Raw genomic sequence first — 19,566 nt, 5'->3', positions numbered from 1 at the left:
GATTATCCACGCTCCCAGTAGCTTGGGCCTACAGGTTCGTGGAAGTCGCTCTGAGCTACGAGGTAGCCGTCGGCGTCCACGGTAATAGGCAGCTGTGGAAGTGCGTGACCTGCCGGGCCGAAGATAACCTTGCACTCATTGGCGAGGTCGAAGGTCGACTGGTGGCATGGGCAAAGCAAGTGGTGCGTGTGCTGCTCGTACAAGGCGATCGGGCATCCCACGTGGGTGCAGATCTTCGAGTAGGCAACAATGCCATCTACGTGCCAGTCTTCACGGCCCTCGGAAATATTCATTTCCTGCGGGTCCATGCGCATGAGCAGTACAACTGCCTTAGCCTTTTCGTTCAGCATGTTCTCTGCATTTTCCAGACCCTCAGGGATCACGTGGAAAGCGGAGCCAAGCTGAACATCCGAGGCCTTGATCGGAGTACCCGATGGGTCGCGGGTCAGACGAACGCCGGTGTCCCACAAAGTGTGGCGCATCTGCTCGATCATCTGATGTGCGGTCTTACCGGTGCGGTCAAGGTCGCGGAACATGAAGATTGCTGGAATCGGTGCCAAAGCGATGGCACCAATCAAAGTGTTGCGGATCAGCGGACGGCGCTTGATACCGGTTTCTTCGATCACTGTGTCGATGATATCGACTGCATCCTGGCGATCTTTTTCGGAGCTGATTTCGTGACGTTGCTCAACGAGTTCATGGTCCGGCATCAGAGTCTTAGCCCAGTGAACGATACCCACACCAATGCCGAGCATCGCGAATGCGGTGCCCAAGCCCAGTGCAGCGTTCTGCACACGCAGTTCAGCGAAGGTCATTTCGCCCAGGCGACCCAGGACGAAGTAAGCCACGAAGAAGAACAGCGTGCCAATGATGGAGATGGTAAATAGCAGCGCAACTTGGCGCTCGTGTCGCTTGGCTGCGCGCGGATCGCGATCTGCGAGACGCGGACGATGTGGGGGGAGTCCTGGATCCGGGAACCGGTCCTGAGCTACATCGTCAGCCTTAGCAACGGTGCCCGATTCTTCGGGACTGCCGTGACTATGGTCGCCCATGTTTCTCTCTCATCCTTCTGTTAGGAATTTATGTACGTAGTGATGTTTGCGGTTTTCACCGCGAAAGCCTTAGGAAGGACGCGAGGTCAACCAAATGGTGAAGGCGATGATGATGCCCAAACCGGCGGTCCAAACGAAGAGACCCTCAGCCACTGGGCCAAGGTTTCCAAGAGCAGCGCCACCGGCAGAACCATTAGCTTCAATGGTCTTCAAGAAGGTGATCACATCGCGCTTATCATCCGGGGTGATGTTCGAGTCGTTGAACACTGGCATGTTCTGCGGACCGGTAGCCATCGCTTCGTAAATGTGCTTCTCTGAGACGCCGGCTAGCGTCGGAGCAAACTTACCGCGGGTCAACGCGCCACCACCGGCAGCAGCGTTGTGGCACATTGCGCAGTTCACGCGGAAGATGGTACCACCTTGGGCGGCATCGCCCTGAGTGGTATCCAGCACATCTTCGCCAGGAATTGCTGGACCTGCACCGAGGCTCGCAACGTAGGCCGACAGTTGAGAGATCTGCTCATCGTCAAACTGTACTGGCTTAGCCTGAGCCTGAGGCCCCTGCATCTGCATCGGCATACGGCCGGTGCCTACCTGGAAGTCAACTGCTGCTGCGCCGACGCCGATCAACGATGGGCCGTCTGCGGTGCCTTCGGCGCTCATGCCGTGGCAGGTGGCGCAGTTGGCTACGAAAAGCTTCTGTCCTTCTTCCACATCGGTAACCGATGCAGAAGTCGTATCCGCTGCCTTCGCTTCGCTTATGCTGCCTGCTGCAGTGTAGAGACTGCCGGTGACCAGCAATCCGAACAACAGCAGGGCCACAGCGGCGAGCGGGTGGCGGCGCTTCTTCGAAAGAGCCTTCACTTGCTGGTTCCTCACTTAGTTTCTTGGTGTGGTGTTGCCATACTTCCGTGGAGGCAACTGATGGATATTAGTTACCTATTGTAGGAAGTAGATGATCGCAAACAGCGCGATCCACACTACGTCAACGAAGTGCCAGTAATAAGACACAACGATGGCACCGGTCGCTTCGAAGTGACCAAACTTCTTAGCAAGCATTGCTCTACCTATGATCAGCAAGAATGCGATCAGGCCACCAAGCACGTGAATGCCGTGGAAGCCAGTAGTGATGTAGAACGATGAAGCGTACGAGTTCGAGTTTATTGCAACGCCTTCGCTCACGAGCACAGCGTATTCATAGGCCTGAACAGAGACGAAGATCGAGCCGAGAATGAAAGTGAGGATGAACCATTCAATCATTCCCCATTCCTTGAAATTAAAAATTCCGCCGGAACGGCGAGGCTTGAACTCTTCGGCTTTGAACACGCCAATCTGGCAGGAGAACGAGCTGGACACCAGAATCAAGGTGTTAACCAGCGCGAACGGTACGTTCAGCTTTGGAGTTTCGGTCGCCCAAAGCTCGGGCGCGGCAGCCCGGAGGCTGAAATACATGGCGAAGAGGGCGGCGAAGAACATGAGCTCGCTGGAGAGCCACACCATCGTTCCCACCGACACCATGTTTGGGCGGTTCGGCGCATGAGGCGCCGTCGTATTTGGGGCATGAGTCGCAGTTGTCACCCTGTCATTATGTCTCTAAACAGCCCCCAGATACCAATGCAAACCATGGTTATTTAGGGTTTGCTACGCCACACCATGAGAACAACCGCGGAAACATGCGGAAGTAGCCGAGAAACTCTTTCTACAATTTGTAGAGCATGAGTCGGCGCGTCGCACGAAACAATCGTTTAGACAACACAAACGTTCGCTAATTGAGGGCATTTTTGACCCGAAAACAGACTTTTGACCGCGTATCACGTGACGACATGAACTAGCAGAGAGGGGGACCCGTGGATAGGCTTGTATACGTGTCAACGAGCCTTGCAAATGAAAAGTTCCCAACGTGGCCAGATCTTTTGGCCTCCCTAATTAGCGGCCAGAATCTGAGCCGTGAAGATGCCGCCTGGGCCATGAATCAAATCATGACCGGTGAAGCCAGCGATGTGCAGATCGCAGGCTTCCTTGTCGCGCTGCGCGCCAAGGGGGAGACAGTGGCAGAGCTTACCGGCCTTGTTGACTCCATGGTGGGCAATGCTCGCGAACTTGTCATCGATGCACAAACATTAGACATTGTGGGGACCGGCGGCGATCGACACAACACCGTAAATATCTCTACGATGTCGACTCTGGTATGCGCCGGCGCCGGCGTGAAGATCGTAAAGCATGGAAACCGTGCCTCGTCTTCATCTTCGGGGTCTGCGGATGTCCTGGAAGCCTTGGGCGTCCACCTGGACGTACCAATCGACCGCCTTGTAGAGGTCTACGAAAAGGTCGGCATTGCCTTTTGCTTCGCCAATATCTTCCACCCCTCCATGCGCCACGTCGCCGGAGCACGTCGCGGGCTGCGCGTACCTACTGCCTTCAACTTCATGGGTCCGCTGACTAACCCAGCGCTTCCCAGCGCTTCGGCGATTGGTTGCTCGGATCTACGCATGGCTCCGATTATGGCTGGCGTGCTTGCGAGCCGAGGCGTACGTGGCCTGGTATTCCGCGGTAATGATGGGCTTGACGAAATGACCACTACCGCCCCGAATATGGTCTGGGAGGTGCGAGACGGAAAAGTTGAGGAATTTGCCTTCGACGCTCAGCAAGTAGGCATTGGCCGAGCTACGCTCGATGATTTGCGCGGGGCTGATGCCGCCTACAACGCCAGTGTCGTGCGGGATATCGTCTCCGGAGCCACGGGTCCGGTGCGTGACGCCGTGGTGCTCAATTCAGCGGCCGGAATGGTCGCATTTGATCAGGATGCCGAGGGTAGCTTTATTGACAGGATGCGGGCAGCAATGCGTCGCGCCGAAGAATCCTTGGATTCCGGTGCTGCAGCCAAGGTCCTGGATGCATGGTCTTCGACAACCTCATCGATTGTCGGAAAGTAGCCTGGTTTCACAACGAAGGGAGCTTGCCTGAGGTGTTCAATCACCTCGGACAAGCTCCCTTCGTTGTACTCTGAGAGCTAGTCGTCCAAACCCAGTGAAAAGGCAGCTTCTAGGTCATGGGCCGAATAGGCTCGAAATGCAATGTGAGTCTGTGTCTGGCGAATACCAGGAATCTTCGATAGACGATTCGCAATAACTTCCGCCAGATCTTCATGCTTATGGACGCGAGCCACAGCGATCAAATCCCAGTCTCCGGCGACGGAGTAGACCTCGCTGATTCCTTCGATTTCTGAAATCTGCTGCGCCGACTCGGGAATACTGTCGGTTGCTGTCTGAATCATGACGAATGCGGTGACCATGAAAGCCTCTCAACGTTGAATAGTTCCCCCATATACAGGGATTGCTTCACTAAATAACTGTAGTGCACCTGCAGTCTGACTCCCATGCGTAAGACGAAGATCATCGTTCCATTAAACAGGACTTAAAGTTTGTTTAAGTAATTACAATACTTTAGGCTTGTACTATGATCGTTATGACAATCGACCAACGACGCTCTCGCCAGGGAGAAGATAAAGTCGAGGCGCTGATTAATCAGGCCAATAATACAGTGACCCACGTGCGTCCGTTCCAGCGCACTGCCGGCGATGAAGTGCAGGCAGTATTTGACGACTCCATGGAGGCCATCCACCTTGCCGTCATGATGGCCGCCTCGGGGGACTGGAGCGTAGGACTTGGATACGGAGAAGTGGAACTACCCCTGCCCAAGGAAACCCGTGCCGGACGCGGGCCTGCGTTCGTTTTTGCACGCGAAGCGGTAGAACGGGCAAAAAACACTAACGCTCACCTGGCGGTAGCCGGACCCACGGAAGAAGCCAGTCGCCTAGAAGCCGAGCTTCAGCTCACTGCTTGCATCGTATCCAAGCGACGCGCTACGGCTTGGGAGGCCGGAACGCTCGCTGACCAAGGTCTGACTCAGCAGCAAATTGCCACGCGTCTTGGTATCACGCAGCAAGCGGTGTCTTCGAGGCTCTCAGCTGCCCTATGGTTTGAAGCTAACCGAATGATGGAAGAGGCGACTAAGTCCTTGTCCAAACAACTACGTAAGTTGGGGGAGTGAACGTGGCTTGGACGGCGTGGTCGCTCCTGGTGCTGGCGGTGCTTATTTCCAGCTCCGCAATTTTCCTCGCTGGATCGAACGGTAGTAGGGCGAAAGTTCGTAATCTTCTCACCATTGGTGCCGGTTTAGTTTCCTTGGGGGCGTTGATCCTTGGCCTACTAGCCAAGTCCTCAGACCTACCGCCTGCAGTTCCCGACGTATTGATCATCGCTGTGAGCGTACTCTTTGCGGTGAGTTTCGGTGGTCCACTGACCGAATTGATCTTCCACCTGGCATGGCGCCATGATCAAAGGCAGGATCGACAAAAGACCGACCCATCACCACTCCGTGGTGGCTTATGGATCGGTCTGCTAGAGCGAACGGCTATCGTTGCGACACTTTGGGCTGATTGGCCCGAGGGTATCGCGGTAGTGCTCGCGGTGAAGGGGCTAGGTCGTTTTTCGGAACTGAAAAACCATCAGGCAGCCGAGCAGTTTATCCTCGGCACCTTCGCTAGTTGCCTTATTGCTGCCGGCGGATACGGACTAGGCGTTTTGTTGCTTCGCTGATCGTTTGGAAAGCAACGAGCAGATCAATCTGCGACCTAAAAGGAACACGCCTAGGACGAGGATCGTGACGATGACAAATGCAATGGCTGCAGTTGAACCCATCGCAATTCTTAGCGCCATTCCCACGGCTACGGTTCCGAGCCAAACGAGTAAACCTGTAGGCCAGACCCGGTTGATCGTCAGCCATGGTCGAGATATCAAAGTCATCACTATGTAGGCGGCCAAGAACGGAACAGCCGTTTCGAAAATGCCGCCGATATCTAATGCATGTTCGTGTTCACGCCGGCCTAAGATGGCAAAGAGAATGATCAGTGCGAGGTCAATAACGGTCCAGAGCGGCCAATTGCGAATACGTTCTTTCATGTCTCCATCATATGTACCACGATCCTCTGCGATCCTATTCAGCCGGCAAGTGTATGTTGAATCACTTACTGAGTTGACGTACCAAGGTTCGAGACCGCTCGTATCGAACTGGCCTCCATTAGCATTAGCTACATGAGAATTTGGCCAGGGGCGTCCTGGATGCAACGACATCAGATTGTTCTGTACCTGATCGCCATCGTGTTCGGCGCAGTTCTTGGGCTCCAGGTCTCCAGTGTTCGGCCATCGCTCGAAGCCTCAATCAATCCGTTTCTTGGCCTCCTGCTTTACGCAACGTTCTTAAGTTTGCCGCTGACAAAACTACTCGTATCGTTCCGCGATCTGAGATTTATGGCGGTCCTGGGTTTGGTCAATTTTGTCCTGGTACCCGCCATCGTTTTTATATTGACAAGGTTCATCGCCGATGATCAGGCCTTGCTCTACGGTGTGCTCTTAGTATTGCTAGCGCCGTGCATCGATTACGTGATTGTGTTTGCAGGAATTGCTGGGGGAGATAGTACAAGGTTATTGGCGGCTACACCGCTTCTCTTGTTATTACAGGTTCTTCTAGTCCCTGCCTACATGTTCCTTATAGCGGGTTCCGATACCCTGGCATTGATTGACCCGAAACCCTTTTTGCGCGCTCTACTCGGGCTGATTGTGGTCCCGTTTATCGCCGCATTCTTAACGCAGCTGTTAATGAAGAGGTTTGCATTCGCCGTCAGAATCGGCTCGTGGGCTGATTATCTGATGGTGCCTTTGATGATGGGTACGTTACTTAGCGTGGTTGGTTCCCAGATCAATGCCGTAGCAAGCCAGTTTCAAAACCTGGCTACGGCCATCGCGCTCTTCGTCGTATTTGTGGCCGTTATGGCAGCAATATCAACCGCGGTTGGAAAACTGTTTCATTTGGAAACCGCCCCGCTGCGTGCGGTGACTTTTAGCGGGGTGACCAGAAATTCCTTGGTTGTCCTGCCACTTGCGCTGGCGCTGCCACCAGAGCTTTCACTGGCTTCCGCGGTAGTGGTATCACAAACCTTAGTTGAGTTAGTTGGCATGCTGGTCTTGATCCAGCTAGTCCCCAGATTCGTCACCGCTAAAAGCGGCATAAATGATCACAAAGGTTTGATTTGATCGGTACTCAGCATCAACGAAGGACTTGACTCCGCCCTCAGGCCAATTTTGCGGAGCGAGTTCAATCCTCTTCAGTTCCTAGCTACGACCACCGGGAGGGCCTAGGAATAGCATGGTGGAGAACACAGCGACAATTGCTACGAACAACAGGGCAGCAGTTAATACCGGCCGGGCAACAAGCCAACGCATTGTTGCATCAGTCCATTTTCTATCACCAGGGTGATCAGAAGCTGCAGTACGCCAGTCGCCGACAAGTTTTCCGTTCTTTTCCAACCACTTGTCGAACGGGATGGTCAGGTACGGAATGACCGAGGTAGCTGCGGCGCCAACAATCAATCGCTTACTCCAACGCTGATTCATTCCGACAAGTATCGACATGACTACGTAGGACAAAAATACAAAGCCGTGAATAAATCCAGCGACAGACACTGGCCAGTCTCCAACTTTCACACCGTATTTTAGAATCATCGCAATGATGAGCAATGTCCAGGTGACGGCTTCGGCCCGGGCTACGGTCCGATACATAACGCTTGGCGACATAAGCTGTTTTCAGTCCTTGCTGTGGTGGGGGAGAGGTGCGCCCAAAAGGGATCCTTGGATCAAGCTTATCGGTTCAACCACAATCAGACTGAACAGCTTTCTTAGGCCGCTGTTCAAAGTTGCTAACGGAAGAAGGCTCACCGTTGGTCAATCTTGATAAAAGTTGCTTACTTTTTGCACCGGGGGAGCAGAAGGTGCTGGATACGAGCTCACTGTTGAAGTGGACGTCGTCAGCTAGTGATGTTCATTGCGCTGGGCTGCACGAGCATCAATTCCCGCAAGTTTCTCGATAAGCGACAGTCCTGTGGCGTTTCCCGGCCAATGCCGGTGAAGTAAGTGGACACCCGCAGAACGGATAACTGAGCGTAGGACGAGGGCCACAATTATGACATCGTCGGCTTGTCCAATAATTGGAATGAAATCTGGGACAAGATCAACAGGGGACAGCAAGTAGACCAGCAGTAAGGCGAGTTTGATCTTCACCGAACGTGGCGCAGTTTTATCCGCAGCCATCCTTCGAATGACTCTGATGAGATCAGGCAGCAGACGAAACGCTTCAGCTATGCTAACTGTTTCCGGATGGCGTCTGGCATATAACCAGAGGGCGATTAAAAGTATGAGATAGAAAGCCAATAGCCCCGCAAGCATTCCTGCAATTGCTTCCCACATGAAATCCACGCTAAGCCCGGCAGCTCTGATTTTTCTTTGAAGCCAGCACCAGAATAACGTGGGCAGGTGAGCTGGTAGACATTCGTTCAGGTCCAAATGTATGACTCAGAGGCTGGAAGCAAGACCGGCCATTAGCTGGCATGTTGGGGGTCACTGGATTTCAACTACTTGACATAATGTAGATTATCGGCTCAATATCAAGCTGGCTGAAAGTGGCAGAAGTTGGCCAATAATCAGAACTGCACGCACTGACATCTAGCTGCTGCGAATCTGGCTCACAGGCTCATCCTGGTTGCTGACGGCAAGGCGATACTCGGCAAAATCTAGCACTTGGCCAATGAACTGCTTGAGGCGCTCGTCTTGCATCGAGTAAATTACATGACGACCAGATTTGCGTGTTTGCAGAACGCCAGTCGTCCTGAGCCTGGCGAGCAGCTGTCCAGCGACCGTTGGGCTGACCCCAACATATTGCGCAAGCTCAGACAATGAATGCTCGGCTTTGCTTAGCGCCCACAACATTTGCAGCCGAGCGGGATCTGACAGGGTCTTGAGAATCGTCATTGACATGTCCAGTAAATCATTGGAGATGATTTCTTCACGTGTTGGCGATCCAGCATATTCACTGGTCATCTTCCTCGACTCCTCTGGCTCAGCGATAATTCGGACTCAGTGCTCCCAACGCCTCGCTGCACTTACAGCCCTCGGTGCAACCATTATGGACACGCTTAGCCCCAAAGCGATAGTAAAGATCAGAAGTTGCCAATACCAAGTGCGCATGTGTTGGTGAGATTAGTACTACTCCCCCTATGATGCTTGATAATTCAACTTATATTATTCTCGGTCTATCTGTGTGTTGTTAGCGTGATTTCGATTCTTTCTCAGGCCGTTGGCATCGAAATCATGTAGCAATTTACGCTGCGTACAGCCAAGTAAATTGGCAGTCAGTCCGGCTAGTGGGAAGATTTGTATATGCCTTCACCACTATTGCCCTCTGGACTGTTGCGCGCCCGTGGCGCCGCAAAGCGTAGGCGCCGAGTAGTTTCCCACCTTCAGGGACAAGGGCTTATTCTCGATGATCGCCAGAACGACCTCATAGGCTTACTGATCCGAAATCTTGCACACCTCAGTGAACAAGAGCAGCGTGGAACGTATATTTATGGTCCGCCAGGCCGCGGAAAATCCATGCTTATAGATGCCATCTGCGCGGATTTAGATCAGAAGTCGACGGCACGTTTTCATTTTCATGAGTTCTTTCAAACGATCAATAATCCAAGCAAACGTAGGAGTGACCAAAGCTCGGGTTCGGTATTTACCGAAGGCCTCCAGCGCGAACTGCAGGGTTTGAAGGTTCTGTTCTTTGATGAGTTCCACTGCGTCGAACCAGGGGACGCAATGTTTATGGCTAAGATGGTGAACTACTGCGAAGAGGCTGGAATCTTCATCATCACGACGTCAAATTATGCCCCAGAAAAATTACTGGATGACGAATATTTCCATCATCTGATCGAGCCAACCATTGCGAAAATTCGATCGTCCTTCGAAGTATTTGAACTCGACGCTGCGGTTGATTACCGCATGCTGGAGACGCCAGAACAAATGCGACTCAGTGGCTACCGTTCGGGCACGCTAAACCCCGGATACTCCCCCATTGATGAAACTGACTTCACTGAGCAGCTCCCCGTTGGCTATGACCATATAGGCCCTGTCCGGCTAACCGGAACGAGCATTGAAATATCATTTAGCCAGCTTTGCCGTACACGACGCAATACCGCTGATTACCTTGAGCTAGCGTCTCGTTTCAATTGCTGGCATATAACTTCCGTACCCTCCAGCGAGCACATGCCGATGGACGAGGAACGCCGATTCGCCAACCTCATAGATGTTTTCTATGACAAGGACATCGAAATTCACTTATACACCCAAGACCGGCTGGAATTTCTTGGGCACCAATTACATGACACAGAGCGCGCACGGCTGAAATCTAGGTTGGCGCAGTTAGCAAACACCTTGAATACAACTGATCGGATTATGAAGTGAATTCACCTCAGCAGCTAACCTCCGAGGATCTGACCGACCTAGTAGTGACCATTCTGTCCCAGGCCGAGGATCAGGTTGTGCCGATCGTCCAGCTGGGTCATCCAGTGCTTCGACAGCAAGCACAACGCTATACAGATCAGCTACCCAAAGAACTACTTGAAGAACTGTTGGATGTCATGCGAGCCACCATGTACGCGGCTCCTGGCGTCGGGCTTGCGGCACCACAGATTGGGATTCCGCTAAAGATCGCTGTTTTGGAGGATCTGTATCCCACCGATCCAGAAACAGCGCAGCTACGCGAACGAGCACCGTTAGAGTACCTAGAAATCTTCAATCCCACCTATCGTGCCGTCAGCGATCGACAGGCGACTTTCTATGAAGGATGCTTGTCCTTCGATAACTTCCAAGCTGTCGTGATCCGTCCGGCAGATATCGCCGCCGACTTCGAAGACCGTGAGGGAAACAAACTCAGCCAAGAGTTTTCTGGCTGGCAAGCTCGCATCGTGCAACACGAAACCGACCATCTTGCTGGCACCGTCTATATCGACAAAGCCATTACTCGGTCGCTGATTGGGCAGGACGAGTTATATCGCTACCCGGGTCTTGAGATTGCACAAGCCCGAGAGGAGCTGAACTTCTAATGGACATTAGCACTACGGCTCAATGCCCTGTCTGCGAACAGAACCTCGGCCTCACCACGCAGCCGCGGCGTAGTCTGAGTTGCCCTGAGGGACACCGCTTTGACGCAGCTAAACAGGGATATTTCAATTTCCTCACCGGACGTGGAACAAATTTCCTCGAAGATACCGGACCAATGGTTCTCGCCCGCGAAGAATTCCAAAACGCCGGGCATTACGAACCACTGGCTGAATTGCTCAGTGAATCTATCAGCGGGCATCATCCAGAAGATTCACTAGACCTATTGGACGCAGGAGCCGGCACCGGTTACTACCTGAACAAGATCATCGAGTCCCTGCCCGGATCCAAAGTTGATGCACTCGCCCTAGATATTTCACGCTACGCCATGCGACGAGCCGCTAAGGTTCCCCATACGCTTGCAATGGTATGGGACGTTTGGCGCCGGCTACCGTCGGCCAATAATTCCCGCGATGTAGTGCTCAACTGCTTTGCACCGCATAACCCGGAGGAGTTTCATCGCGTCTTACGGGCTAATGGTGTCTGCATAGTTGTCACCGCGGCAGCCGATCATCTCCAAGAGGTCCGTGAACCGCTGGACATGCTCGGCATCGCGGAGAACAAAGAATCCTCGTTGATCGAAAAATTTGCGGCTCATAGCCTTCTGCACCAGCACAGCCGTCAGTTGAAGTACCCGATGGAACTGAGCACCAACGACTTGTTCAATCTTGTATTCATGGGTCCGGCAGGGCACCACCTCTCCCCCGAAACCTTGCGCGCCAAAACCGAATCCCTCGGGGCGCAAAGTGTCAACGCATCCTTTGGCGTACATACATTCGTCCGTAAGGGCTAGAAAATACCCCAAAATGACTACCGCTTTTATTCACGCCTTACGGCAGAATAGAGAAAAGGCCACTCGCAATTGGCCCTTGCTCATTTGAACAGAGGTGGATGCCATGACAACGGCAGAATGGATTGTCAGCAACGCGTGGGTCATTTGGCTCGCGCTATTTCTGCTGTTGGCCATCATTGAGATGATTTCGTTAGATCTGTACTTCATCATGCTCGGTGTTGGTTCGCTAGGCGGAGTCGCCGTCGCATTACTTGACGGCCCCGTTTGGCTACAGGTAGTTATTTTTTGCCTGCTGTCGCTTCTGATGATTTTCTTAGTCCGGCCTATCGCCATTAAACATCTAAAAAAATCGCCCGAAGGATTTAGGACGAATATTGAACGGCTTATCGGCCAAGACGCGCTGATTCTGGAGCCCACCTCACGCCTGTCTGGTTCCGCCAAGATCGCCGGTGAAATCTGGACCGCCCGTGCTGAAGCTAATGCTGCGACGATGTTGCCAGGTTCCTACGCGGTGGTTAGCCGCATTCAAGGGGCTACCGCATATTTGAATCCAGCGCCGCCTACAGAGTCCAAGTAGTTTCAAAGACTTTTTACCTCATTACTACGCACATGGAAAGAGAGTACACACCATGGAAAACGGCTTTGGCCTGACCATCGTACTTGTCGTCCTGGCGATCTTCGTGATCGTCGTACTGTTGCGCAGTGTTCGAATCGTGCCACAAGCACGAGCCGGCATTGTGGAGCGCCTCGGCAAGTACAATAAGACCCTAAACCCAGGGCTTACGATCCTCATCCCATTTGTGGATCGACTTTTGCCACTTCTCGATCTTCGTGAGCAGGTTGTTTCTTTCCCGCCACAGCCGGTGATTACCGAAGATAACCTCGTGGTTTCGATCGATACCGTGATTTACTTCCAGATCACCGAAGCACGCGCAGCGACCTACGAAATCGCTAACTACATTCAGGCAGTCGAGCAGCTGACCACCACTACGCTTCGTAACGTCGTCGGTGGTTTGAACTTGGAACAGGCTCTGACCAGTCGCGACCAGATCAACGGTCAGCTTCGCGGAGTATTGGACGAGGCTACCGGCAAGTGGGGCATTCGTGTTTCACGCGTCGAGCTCAAGGCTATCGATCCTCCGGTCTCGATTCAGGATTCAATGGAGAAGCAAATGCGTGCCGACCGAGATCGCCGTGCGGCGATCTTGACCGCAGAAGGCGTTAAGCAGTCCTCGATCCTGACCGCAGAAGGCGCACGCCAGTCCTCCATCTTGAAGGCCGAAGGTGATGCTCAGGCATCGATCTTGCGCGCTGATGGTGAAGCTCAAGCGATCCAGAAGGTCTTTGATGCAATTCACGCCGGTAAGCCGGATTCTGAATTGCTTGCTTACCAGTACCTGCAGACCTTGCCTAAGCTGGCCGAGGGTACAAGCAACACCCTATGGGTCATTCCAAGTGAACTGACCGAAGCGCTTAAGGGAATCGGTAGTGCTTTTAGCAACACCGAAAACCCAGCTACCGGTTCGGTTCAGCCACCACAAAGTGGTTCGGGAATCTAATTTCCACTCTTTAGGGTGAAACACATCAGCTCGATGGCGAGGTGCGCATGACGTACCCCGCCATTGACGCGTATAATGGATGTTTTGGTGTCCAAATTATTCCTTGGGAATTATCTTGTGCCATCAATCGTTGATACGTTTGTAGCGAATTCTTTTTAACATCGCGGAGGGAAAACATGAGCGATCGCAGCCTACGAGGCATGCGCCTGGGTGCACAGAGCATGGAATCTGAGGCAGGTGTGGAGCCGGCTGCCCGTCAGCGTGTGGAGTACCGTACCGAAGAGGGTGAACGTATATTCATCGTCTTTGCAGCCGAAGCCGAAATCCCTGCTACTTGGCTCACCAAGAACGGCAAGGAGGCGAAGCTCGTCCACGGCGAAGCTAAGGCCCCTGAAGCAACAAACGAGAAGCCAGTACGTACCCACTGGGACATGCTGCTGGAACGTCGTAGCGTAGAAGAACTTGAGAAAATCTTAGGTGACCGTCTGACCCAGCTGCGCACTGCGCGCGGCGAGGCCGTCTAGGTTTCTAAGCTTTAAAAAAGAGTGGTGGTTTCCAACCCTAGGGTTGGAAACCACCACTCTTTTGTTTTGCCTCGGTGAGGTCACTTCTTTGAGGTCAGCTTCTTCCAGCGAGCACTCATGCCCCAACGGGTCACATTCCACATTGCTTCAAAGACAATGTTTCCACTCATCTTTGAATCACCGAGTTCGCGCTCCACGAAGGTCACCGGAACTTCTACGATCTTCTTACGTAGCATCGCTACACGGAAGGTCATATCGACCTGGAAACCGTAACCGCGTGACTCTACGGCATCAAAATCGATGGCTTCGAGAGTAGAACGCTTGAAGGCGCGGTAGCCTGCGGTGATATCGCGTAATCCCAAACCGAGCATGGTGCGAGCGTAGAAGCTGCCACCTCGGGAAATCAGCTTACGATGTAGCGGCCAGTTGACGACTTCGCCGCCCTTGACCCAACGTGAACCAATGACTAGGTCAGCGCCTGCTGCGCTGGCTTCTAGCAAGCGTGGCAGTTGTTCTGGCATGTGTGAACCGTCGGCGTCCATTTCTACGAGGACGTCATAGTCGCGCTCGAGCGCCCAGCGGAAACCAGCAATGTACGCGGCTCCAAGCCCGTCCTTGCCGGTGCGGTGTAGAACGTGGATCGATGAGTCCTCGGCTGCGAACTTGTCGGCAAGCTCACCGGTGCCGTCCGGGGAGTTATCGTCCACGATCAGAACATCCGAATCCGGAACGGCCTGGCGAAGACGCCCCACTGTCAGCGGGAGCGACTCCAATTCGTTATAGGTCGGAATGATCGTAATGACGCGCACGCGGCGGCACCTTTCTAGATATACAACAGAAGTTCCACCCGGCGAACCGGGCGGAGAGTCAAGCCAAGCTTAAATTATAGACACCCCTGAATCGGGCGACACTATCAGACACAGCAATCCCCGGTGACTTCGGCCCAATCTCACATCTTTGAAGAACGCGAAATGTTATCTAATGTCACCGGGGATCGCTATCGTGCTGCGTCGTTTCGAACGCAATGCTACTGCATCACGATGAGGCGCTATCCCCCAGCCTAACCGTTTACCCACCCCGATTGTCAACCATAAGATGACTACAATCTTCATCAAATATTTACACGTCAAAGGCTAGATTCGTGATACTGAGGAACTTCTAAGAAGGACGATTACGCTGTCGGCTCATTTAGTTGATCCAGCTGATCGAACAGCAAAACACCGGCGCGTACGGTACGCAAGCAGGTAGGGATCTCCTGATCAACCACCGGCAACATCGGAGTTCCGGCTCGCGCATCTGTACTCCACGAACTAATCCGCTCATCGGGAGTTTGAATGGCCAGTTCGGAGGCACTCCAGATCGCAAATGTTGCCGGAGCACCAATTAACAACTGTCCAGCGAAGGGATTCATCTCCCCCATTGCGCGGTAGGTCGAACGGGTTTGACCCATAAACCCAGCTCGAGCCGAAATTCGACCGGATTCGTTGCTCATGCTCATGGCGGCGCGCACCACGGCCCAACCGTTGACTTCGGTCACCGGAGCGTCTGATCCGAGAACCAGTGGAACGCCGCTGGAGAGCATCGCGGAGAGATTGTTCATCGTTGCCGCGCGTTCACCCAGGCGTTGCTCGTACATGCCTTCAGGCCCGCCCCAGAGTGCATCAAAGCCAGGTTGCATGGAAACGGTAATCGAATAGCTGAGCAAGCGCGCACGCGTCGCCTCGTCAACCATCTCGGCATGTTCTAAACGGTGACGGGCAGCTTGCAGCTTAGCGACGCCAACCTGTTCGGCTGCCGCATCAAATCCCTCAAGCAACAAGTCCAATGCTGCATCACCAATGACATGGAAGGCTGCTTGGATTCCCTTGCTCGAGCAGGCGACCAAATGAGCGGTGATTTCTTCGATGCTCAAGTAAGCCAGTCCGCGGTTGCCGGCATCATCGGCATAATCTTCGCGTAGCAGTGCCGTCCGAGACCCGATCGAACCGTCAACACATAGATCTCCACCCAAGCCAAGGACCCGGCCCTGTGGGAAGGAACGAATTAGTTGCTCAGCGGCGGTCTCTTCCTGCACTAGCTCACCCCAGTAGGCATATACCTGAGGAAGGTCCGCTTGATCAGCGGCTAACAGCTGGTCCAACGCTTCGCGTCCCTCAAGGTGTGGTGCTGCCATTTCCACGACCGTCGCAAAACCGCGGGCTGCGTAGTGTTCTAAAGCCACGCGCTGGAATTCTTCAACCCCAGGGCCTTCGGCCAGCAGTGCTTGGCGCACCTGATCATGTTCGGCACCGCGCACCACGCCGGAGGCAATTGAGCCCAAACCTAAGCGGTCTAATAGTTCACGGTTAACCAGGGCACTGTGTACATCACGGCGTGCAAGGTAATACGGTCGGCCGCCGGCAGCGGAACTCAAATCGGTTTCGCTCGGCAGGCTCGAATCCACCCAGCTGGTTTCATCCCAGCCCTGGGCGATGATTACCGACTCGGCACCTTTGGCTCGGGCCGAGAGCAGTTCAAGCAATTGACTGCCAGAGGAGGCTGCCCCCAGGTCCGCTCCCCCAAGGTTTCGGCCCAAGGCGGCTAGGTGCGTGTGAGATTCAACGAATGCTGGGGTGATCAGCGCACCGGCAAGGTCAATGACTTCGTCTGCCTTCTCTACATACCGCTCGGCAGCTTCTTCACCGCCAAGCCACGCGACGGTGTCCGAATCAATGAGTAGCGCCGTTGCGAAGGGGTCAGCGGCCGAATAGATAGTTCCATTGCGGTACAAGGTAGTTGCCACGAGTTATTTCCTTTACTCTCTGAACATTGCGGTTGATCAGAGGACGTTGGAGTAGGCGACGACGCCACGTTTGACGAGGTCCACTGCTTGACGAGCGGACTTCACCAGCTGGACCGGGAGGTCCGTGTTCTTGCCAAATTGATCTAAGGTGTCAATGACCTGCTTAGCCCAGCGCACAAAATCGCCAGGGGCCATATCTGAACCGCGTAGCGAGCTGTTCAGCGAGGACCCACGGGACCACTTATACATGGGCCAGATCAGGCCAGCTTCCGGCGGCGCGGTTTGGTTCAGCGACATAGCTTCTTCGGCGTCCGAGAGTTTGCCCCAGATATTAATTGTCTGAGTCCAAATATCGCCAACACGTACCGTCGGCATCTTGGGATCTGGACGGTCATAGTCACGCCGGCCCTGATAGACCAACGCGGCGACCACTGCACAGAGTTCTTCGGGATTAAGACCGTTAAGTTTACCGGTTTCTAGCACCTGGCTGGTGAGCAGATCACGTTCACCATAGATCCGGCGCAGGCGACGGCCGGAGTCGGTAATGTCGTAATCTTCACCATCATTGCTCGGCACTAGGTACTCAAATAACTCGAGCACCTTACAAACTTTATCGAATTCTGTGGCGATGGTATTGGTGCGTCCACGAATGGCCCGACGGGACTTATCCGTATCCTTCTTCAGCTTCCAATACCTATCGGCCCAACGCATATGTGCGTCACGGTCAGAACAGGCATGGCAAGGGTGCTCTTTCATCGCCTCACGTAGCGCAGCAATTTCCCGTTCGAAGGAGTCTGCCCCCTCAAAATTGAAGCTTGGCGCATCCTGTCGTGGTGGACGCTGCTCCTCAATCGCAGAACGTAAAGAGGCTGCCAGCGCACGGCGCTCCTTAGGGCTGTTACCGGTGAACCCCTTCGGGATGCGGATGCGGGAAACGATTTCCAGCGGTCCGTTCAGGTCTTCCACCGAGATTCGGCGCAACTGGCCTTCTTCGGTGAGCACGGTCTGCCGGGGATTGTAGAGTGACTCGTCCAATGCAACGATCACGCCGCGTCCAAAGCGTCGCGCGCCTGGCAGGTCGATGACATCTCCGCGAATTACCGACTGCAACGAAGTTTCAGCCGCCGAGCGACGCAGCGTCTTGCGATCTTTGGCCGACCGCTTTTCCGCTTCGGAAATGTTGCGCTGTAGTTGAAGGTATTCGCGGAAGTCCCCCAGGTGGCATTCCATGGATTTTTCGTATCCAGCCAGCGATTCTTCGCGCGAACGAACCTGGCGCGCCATGCCAACTACCGAGCGGTCCGCTTGGTACTGCGCAAAGGACGATTCAAGAATCTGCCGTGTTTGCTCACGTCCAAACTGAGCGAGCAGGTTGGTAGACATGTTGTAGGTCGGGCGGAAGGACGAGTTCAGCGGATAGGTACGTCGCGAGGCCAGTCCGGCTAACGCCTCTGGCTCAATGTCGGGGTTCCACAGCACAATGGAGTGGCCCTCTACGTCGATTCCTCGCCGTCCGGCACGCCCGGTGAGTTGGGTGTACTCCCCCGAAGTGATCTGAACATGGGATTCGCCGTTAAACTTCACAAGTTTTTCAAGCACCACAGAGCGCGCTGGCATGTTAACACCCAAGGCGAGCGTCTCGGTAGCAAAAACCACCTTGATCAGATTTCGTGCGAATAGATCTTCCACGATTTCTTTGAAGATTGGCAACAGACCTGCATGGTGACTAGCAAAACCACGTACTAAACCGTCACGCCACGACCAGAATTCTAAGACGTCGAGGTCTTCACTGGGGATTCGATGGGCCAGTTCGTCGAGCACCTCAGCGATCTGGCCAGCTTCTTCGTTAGAAGTCAGCCGCAAGTCTGCCATGGCGCACTGTTGGACCGCCATATCGCAGCCCTTACGCGAAAAGATAAAGAAAATTGCAGGAAGAAGTTCGGCTTTTTCCAACCGCGAAATGACATCGCGGCGACTCACCCTTAGGCTTTGCCCTGGGCCCTGAGCCCGACCTCGTTGTGGTCCTCTTCCGCCTCGGTGTGAGCGTCCTGTGGGGCGGTGTCCGCGCACGAGTTTGCGCAGTTCCGGATTTACGCTGATTTTCGCGTCATCATCGGCGGCCTGCTCAAAAGCTACGTCTTCGGCAAACAAATCAACGAGCTGCGGACCAACCATGACATGTTGGAAAAGTGGCACAGGGCGATGCTCAGAGACGACAATGTCGGTTTGTCCGCGGACAGTATCTAGCCATCCACCAAATTCTTCGGCGTTCGATACGGTGGCTGAAAGCGATATGGTCTGCACGTTGGACGGCAGATGGATGATGACTTCTTCCCAGACCGCACCGCGGAACTTATCGGCCAGATAGTGCACCTCATCCATGATCACGTAGCCCAAGCCGTCCAGGGTTCGCGAGTCAGCGTAGAGCATATTGCGTAGCACCTCGGTGGTCATCACGACCACCTGGGCCTCGCTGTTGATCGAGGTGTCGCCGGTGAGTAGACCCACTGTTTCCGGTCCGTAGCGTTTAACCAATTCGGAGTACTTCTGATTACTCAACGCCTTAATTGGCGTCGTATAGAAGGCCTTGCGGTTCTCCTGTATTGCTTGGTAAATGGCGAATTCGCCTACTACGGTTTTACCGGCTCCGGTGGGCGCCGCCACGAGGACACTATGGCCCTTCGCCACTGAATGGCAGGCTTGGGACTGGAACTCGTCGAGAGTAAACGACATGCTGGCGCGGAAGTCAGGCAAATAGGTGCCGTTCTCGACCTGTCGCGCCTTGGAATTCGCGTATCGTTCCGCGGGTGAAGTCACTATCG

At 53.9% G+C, this 19,566-nt stretch carries 21 protein-coding genes; 10 read left to right on the top strand and 11 right to left on the bottom strand.

Annotated elements, in window-relative coordinates; all coding sequences use genetic code 11:
- Positions 1-2: 2 nt before the first annotated feature.
- The 3 genes from qcrA to ctaE all read right to left on the bottom strand — a co-directional run bounded on the left by qcrA (position 3) and on the right by ctaE (position 2,630).
- Complete coding sequence (qcrA, locus tag IEX04_RS12210; protein ID WP_188685984.1) at positions 3-1,052, bottom strand: cytochrome bc1 complex Rieske iron-sulfur subunit; 1,050 nt, start codon at positions 1,050-1,052, stop codon at positions 3-5.
- Between the two features lie 69 nt (positions 1,053-1,121).
- Complete coding sequence (gene qcrC, locus IEX04_RS12205; RefSeq protein ID WP_188685982.1) at positions 1,122-1,916, bottom strand: cytochrome bc1 complex diheme cytochrome c subunit; 795 nt, start codon at positions 1,914-1,916, stop codon at positions 1,122-1,124.
- Between the two features lie 75 nt (positions 1,917-1,991).
- A complete protein-coding gene (gene ctaE / locus IEX04_RS12200; RefSeq protein WP_188685980.1) occupies positions 1,992-2,630 on the bottom strand; it encodes an aa3-type cytochrome oxidase subunit III in 639 nt (212 codons plus the stop codon).
- A 287-nt stretch (positions 2,631-2,917) separates the two neighbouring features.
- Here ctaE and trpD point away from each other — a divergent pair, with 287 nt between their 5' ends.
- Positions 2,918-3,985, top strand: coding sequence for an anthranilate phosphoribosyltransferase (gene trpD, locus IEX04_RS12195; protein WP_188685978.1), 1,068 nt, complete (start codon positions 2,918-2,920; stop codon positions 3,983-3,985).
- Between the two features lie 77 nt (positions 3,986-4,062).
- Here the strand turns inward: trpD and IEX04_RS12190 are convergent, their stop codons facing one another.
- Positions 4,063-4,344 carry an Lrp/AsnC family transcriptional regulator gene (locus IEX04_RS12190; RefSeq protein ID WP_096254034.1) on the bottom strand — a complete coding sequence of 94 codons (282 nt, stop codon included), beginning with the start codon at positions 4,342-4,344 and terminating at the stop codon, positions 4,063-4,065.
- Between the two features lie 164 nt (positions 4,345-4,508).
- Here IEX04_RS12190 and IEX04_RS12185 point away from each other — a divergent pair, with 164 nt between their 5' ends.
- Both IEX04_RS12185 and IEX04_RS12180 read left to right on the top strand, forming a co-directional pair.
- On the top strand, positions 4,509-5,102 hold the full coding sequence (locus IEX04_RS12185; protein ID WP_188685976.1) for a sigma factor-like helix-turn-helix DNA-binding protein: 594 nt from the start codon (positions 4,509-4,511) through the stop codon (positions 5,100-5,102).
- A gap of 2 nt (positions 5,103-5,104) precedes the next feature.
- Positions 5,105-5,650 carry a hypothetical protein gene (locus IEX04_RS12180; RefSeq protein ID WP_188685974.1) on the top strand — a complete coding sequence of 182 codons (546 nt, stop codon included), beginning with the start codon at positions 5,105-5,107 and terminating at the stop codon, positions 5,648-5,650.
- On the opposite strand, the gene IEX04_RS12175 is transcribed toward IEX04_RS12180, so the two are convergent.
- Complete coding sequence (locus IEX04_RS12175) at positions 5,627-6,013, bottom strand: DUF3054 domain-containing protein (protein WP_096254039.1); 387 nt, start codon at positions 6,011-6,013, stop codon at positions 5,627-5,629. The two genes, IEX04_RS12180 and IEX04_RS12175, sit on opposite strands and share 24 nt — an antisense overlap.
- Before the next feature lie 159 nt (positions 6,014-6,172).
- Between IEX04_RS12175 and IEX04_RS12170 the strand changes: the two genes are divergently transcribed.
- Positions 6,173-7,144 (top strand): arsenic resistance protein, encoded by a 972-nt coding sequence (locus IEX04_RS12170; RefSeq protein ID WP_229677127.1) that lies wholly within the window; start codon positions 6,173-6,175, stop codon positions 7,142-7,144.
- A gap of 78 nt (positions 7,145-7,222) precedes the next feature.
- Here IEX04_RS12170 and IEX04_RS12165 read toward each other — a convergent pair whose 3' ends face one another.
- The 3 genes from IEX04_RS12165 to IEX04_RS12155 all read right to left on the bottom strand — a co-directional run bounded on the left by IEX04_RS12165 (position 7,223) and on the right by IEX04_RS12155 (position 8,983).
- Positions 7,223-7,684 carry a DUF3817 domain-containing protein gene (locus tag IEX04_RS12165; RefSeq protein WP_096254041.1) on the bottom strand — a complete coding sequence of 154 codons (462 nt, stop codon included), beginning with the start codon at positions 7,682-7,684 and terminating at the stop codon, positions 7,223-7,225.
- Between the two features lie 234 nt (positions 7,685-7,918).
- Positions 7,919-8,449, bottom strand: coding sequence for a YkvA family protein (locus tag IEX04_RS12160; protein ID WP_229677126.1), 531 nt, complete (start codon positions 8,447-8,449; stop codon positions 7,919-7,921).
- A 159-nt stretch (positions 8,450-8,608) separates the two neighbouring features.
- Positions 8,609-8,983, bottom strand: coding sequence for an ArsR/SmtB family transcription factor (locus IEX04_RS12155; RefSeq protein ID WP_096256463.1), 375 nt, complete (start codon positions 8,981-8,983; stop codon positions 8,609-8,611).
- Positions 8,984-9,322: 339 nt separating this feature from the next.
- On the opposite strand from IEX04_RS12155, the gene zapE reads away from it, so the two are divergent.
- The 6 genes from zapE to IEX04_RS12125 all read left to right on the top strand — a co-directional run bounded on the left by zapE (position 9,323) and on the right by IEX04_RS12125 (position 13,962).
- Positions 9,323-10,390 carry an AFG1/ZapE family ATPase gene (gene zapE, locus IEX04_RS12150; protein ID WP_188685972.1) on the top strand — a complete coding sequence of 356 codons (1,068 nt, stop codon included), beginning with the start codon at positions 9,323-9,325 and terminating at the stop codon, positions 10,388-10,390.
- Entirely contained in the window at positions 10,387-11,031 is a 645-nt protein-coding gene (locus IEX04_RS12145) for a peptide deformylase (protein WP_096256461.1), read from the top strand. The genes zapE and IEX04_RS12145 overlap by 4 nt, the downstream gene beginning before the upstream one ends.
- Entirely contained in the window at positions 11,031-11,879 is an 849-nt protein-coding gene (locus IEX04_RS12140; protein WP_188685970.1) for a putative RNA methyltransferase, read from the top strand. The genes IEX04_RS12145 and IEX04_RS12140 overlap by 1 nt, the downstream gene beginning before the upstream one ends.
- Before the next feature lie 103 nt (positions 11,880-11,982).
- Positions 11,983-12,456 (top strand): NfeD family protein, encoded by a 474-nt coding sequence (locus tag IEX04_RS12135; RefSeq protein WP_188685969.1) that lies wholly within the window; start codon positions 11,983-11,985, stop codon positions 12,454-12,456.
- Positions 12,457-12,508: 52 nt separating this feature from the next.
- Entirely contained in the window at positions 12,509-13,438 is a 930-nt protein-coding gene (locus IEX04_RS12130) for an SPFH domain-containing protein (RefSeq protein ID WP_229677124.1), read from the top strand.
- A 176-nt stretch (positions 13,439-13,614) separates the two neighbouring features.
- Positions 13,615-13,962, top strand: a complete 348-nt coding sequence (locus IEX04_RS12125; protein WP_096256459.1) for an RNA polymerase-binding protein RbpA — start codon at positions 13,615-13,617, stop codon at positions 13,960-13,962.
- A gap of 80 nt (positions 13,963-14,042) precedes the next feature.
- Here IEX04_RS12125 and IEX04_RS12120 read toward each other — a convergent pair whose 3' ends face one another.
- The 3 genes from IEX04_RS12120 to IEX04_RS12110 all read right to left on the bottom strand — a co-directional run bounded on the left by IEX04_RS12120 (position 14,043) and on the right by IEX04_RS12110 (position 19,561).
- Positions 14,043-14,771, bottom strand: coding sequence for a polyprenol monophosphomannose synthase (locus IEX04_RS12120; RefSeq protein WP_096253956.1), 729 nt, complete (start codon positions 14,769-14,771; stop codon positions 14,043-14,045).
- A 362-nt stretch (positions 14,772-15,133) separates the two neighbouring features.
- Positions 15,134-16,744, bottom strand: coding sequence for an amidohydrolase (locus IEX04_RS12115; protein WP_188685967.1), 1,611 nt, complete (start codon positions 16,742-16,744; stop codon positions 15,134-15,136).
- Between the two features lie 36 nt (positions 16,745-16,780).
- Positions 16,781-19,561 (bottom strand): DEAD/DEAH box helicase, encoded by a 2,781-nt coding sequence (locus IEX04_RS12110; RefSeq protein ID WP_188685965.1) that lies wholly within the window; start codon positions 19,559-19,561, stop codon positions 16,781-16,783.
- Positions 19,562-19,566: the final 5 nt, after the last annotated feature.

Origin of the sequence: Glutamicibacter ardleyensis (assembly GCF_014644555.1) — a bacterium.
Taxonomy (GTDB): Bacteria; Actinomycetota; Actinomycetes; order Actinomycetales; family Micrococcaceae; genus Glutamicibacter; species Glutamicibacter bergerei.
The sequence above is the reverse complement of the archived record's forward strand: the minus strand, read 5'-3'. Positions and strand labels throughout refer to the sequence as shown.

Bases quoted from the DNA above. Each gene is read 5' to 3' on its own strand.
- qcrA (WP_188685984.1), bottom strand. From the start codon at position 1,052: ATGGGCGACCATAGTCACGGCAGTCCCGAAGAATCGGGCACCGTTGCT.
- IEX04_RS12190 (WP_096254034.1), bottom strand. From the start codon at position 4,344: ATGGTCACCGCATTCGTCATGATTCAGACAGCAACCGACAGTATTCCC.
- IEX04_RS12185 (WP_188685976.1), top strand. From the start codon at position 4,509: ATGATCGTTATGACAATCGACCAACGACGCTCTCGCCAGGGAGAAGAT.
- IEX04_RS12175 (WP_096254039.1), bottom strand. From the start codon at position 6,013: ATGAAAGAACGTATTCGCAATTGGCCGCTCTGGACCGTTATTGACCTC.
- IEX04_RS12170 (WP_229677127.1), top strand. From the start codon at position 6,173: ATGCAACGACATCAGATTGTTCTGTACCTGATCGCCATCGTGTTCGGC.
- IEX04_RS12165 (WP_096254041.1), bottom strand. From the start codon at position 7,684: ATGTCGCCAAGCGTTATGTATCGGACCGTAGCCCGGGCCGAAGCCGTC.
- IEX04_RS12155 (WP_096256463.1), bottom strand. From the start codon at position 8,983: ATGACCAGTGAATATGCTGGATCGCCAACACGTGAAGAAATCATCTCC.
- zapE (WP_188685972.1), top strand. From the start codon at position 9,323: ATGCCTTCACCACTATTGCCCTCTGGACTGTTGCGCGCCCGTGGCGCC.
- IEX04_RS12140 (WP_188685970.1), top strand. From the start codon at position 11,031: ATGGACATTAGCACTACGGCTCAATGCCCTGTCTGCGAACAGAACCTC.
- IEX04_RS12135 (WP_188685969.1), top strand. From the start codon at position 11,983: ATGACAACGGCAGAATGGATTGTCAGCAACGCGTGGGTCATTTGGCTC.
- IEX04_RS12130 (WP_229677124.1), top strand. From the start codon at position 12,509: ATGGAAAACGGCTTTGGCCTGACCATCGTACTTGTCGTCCTGGCGATC.
- IEX04_RS12125 (WP_096256459.1), top strand. From the start codon at position 13,615: ATGAGCGATCGCAGCCTACGAGGCATGCGCCTGGGTGCACAGAGCATG.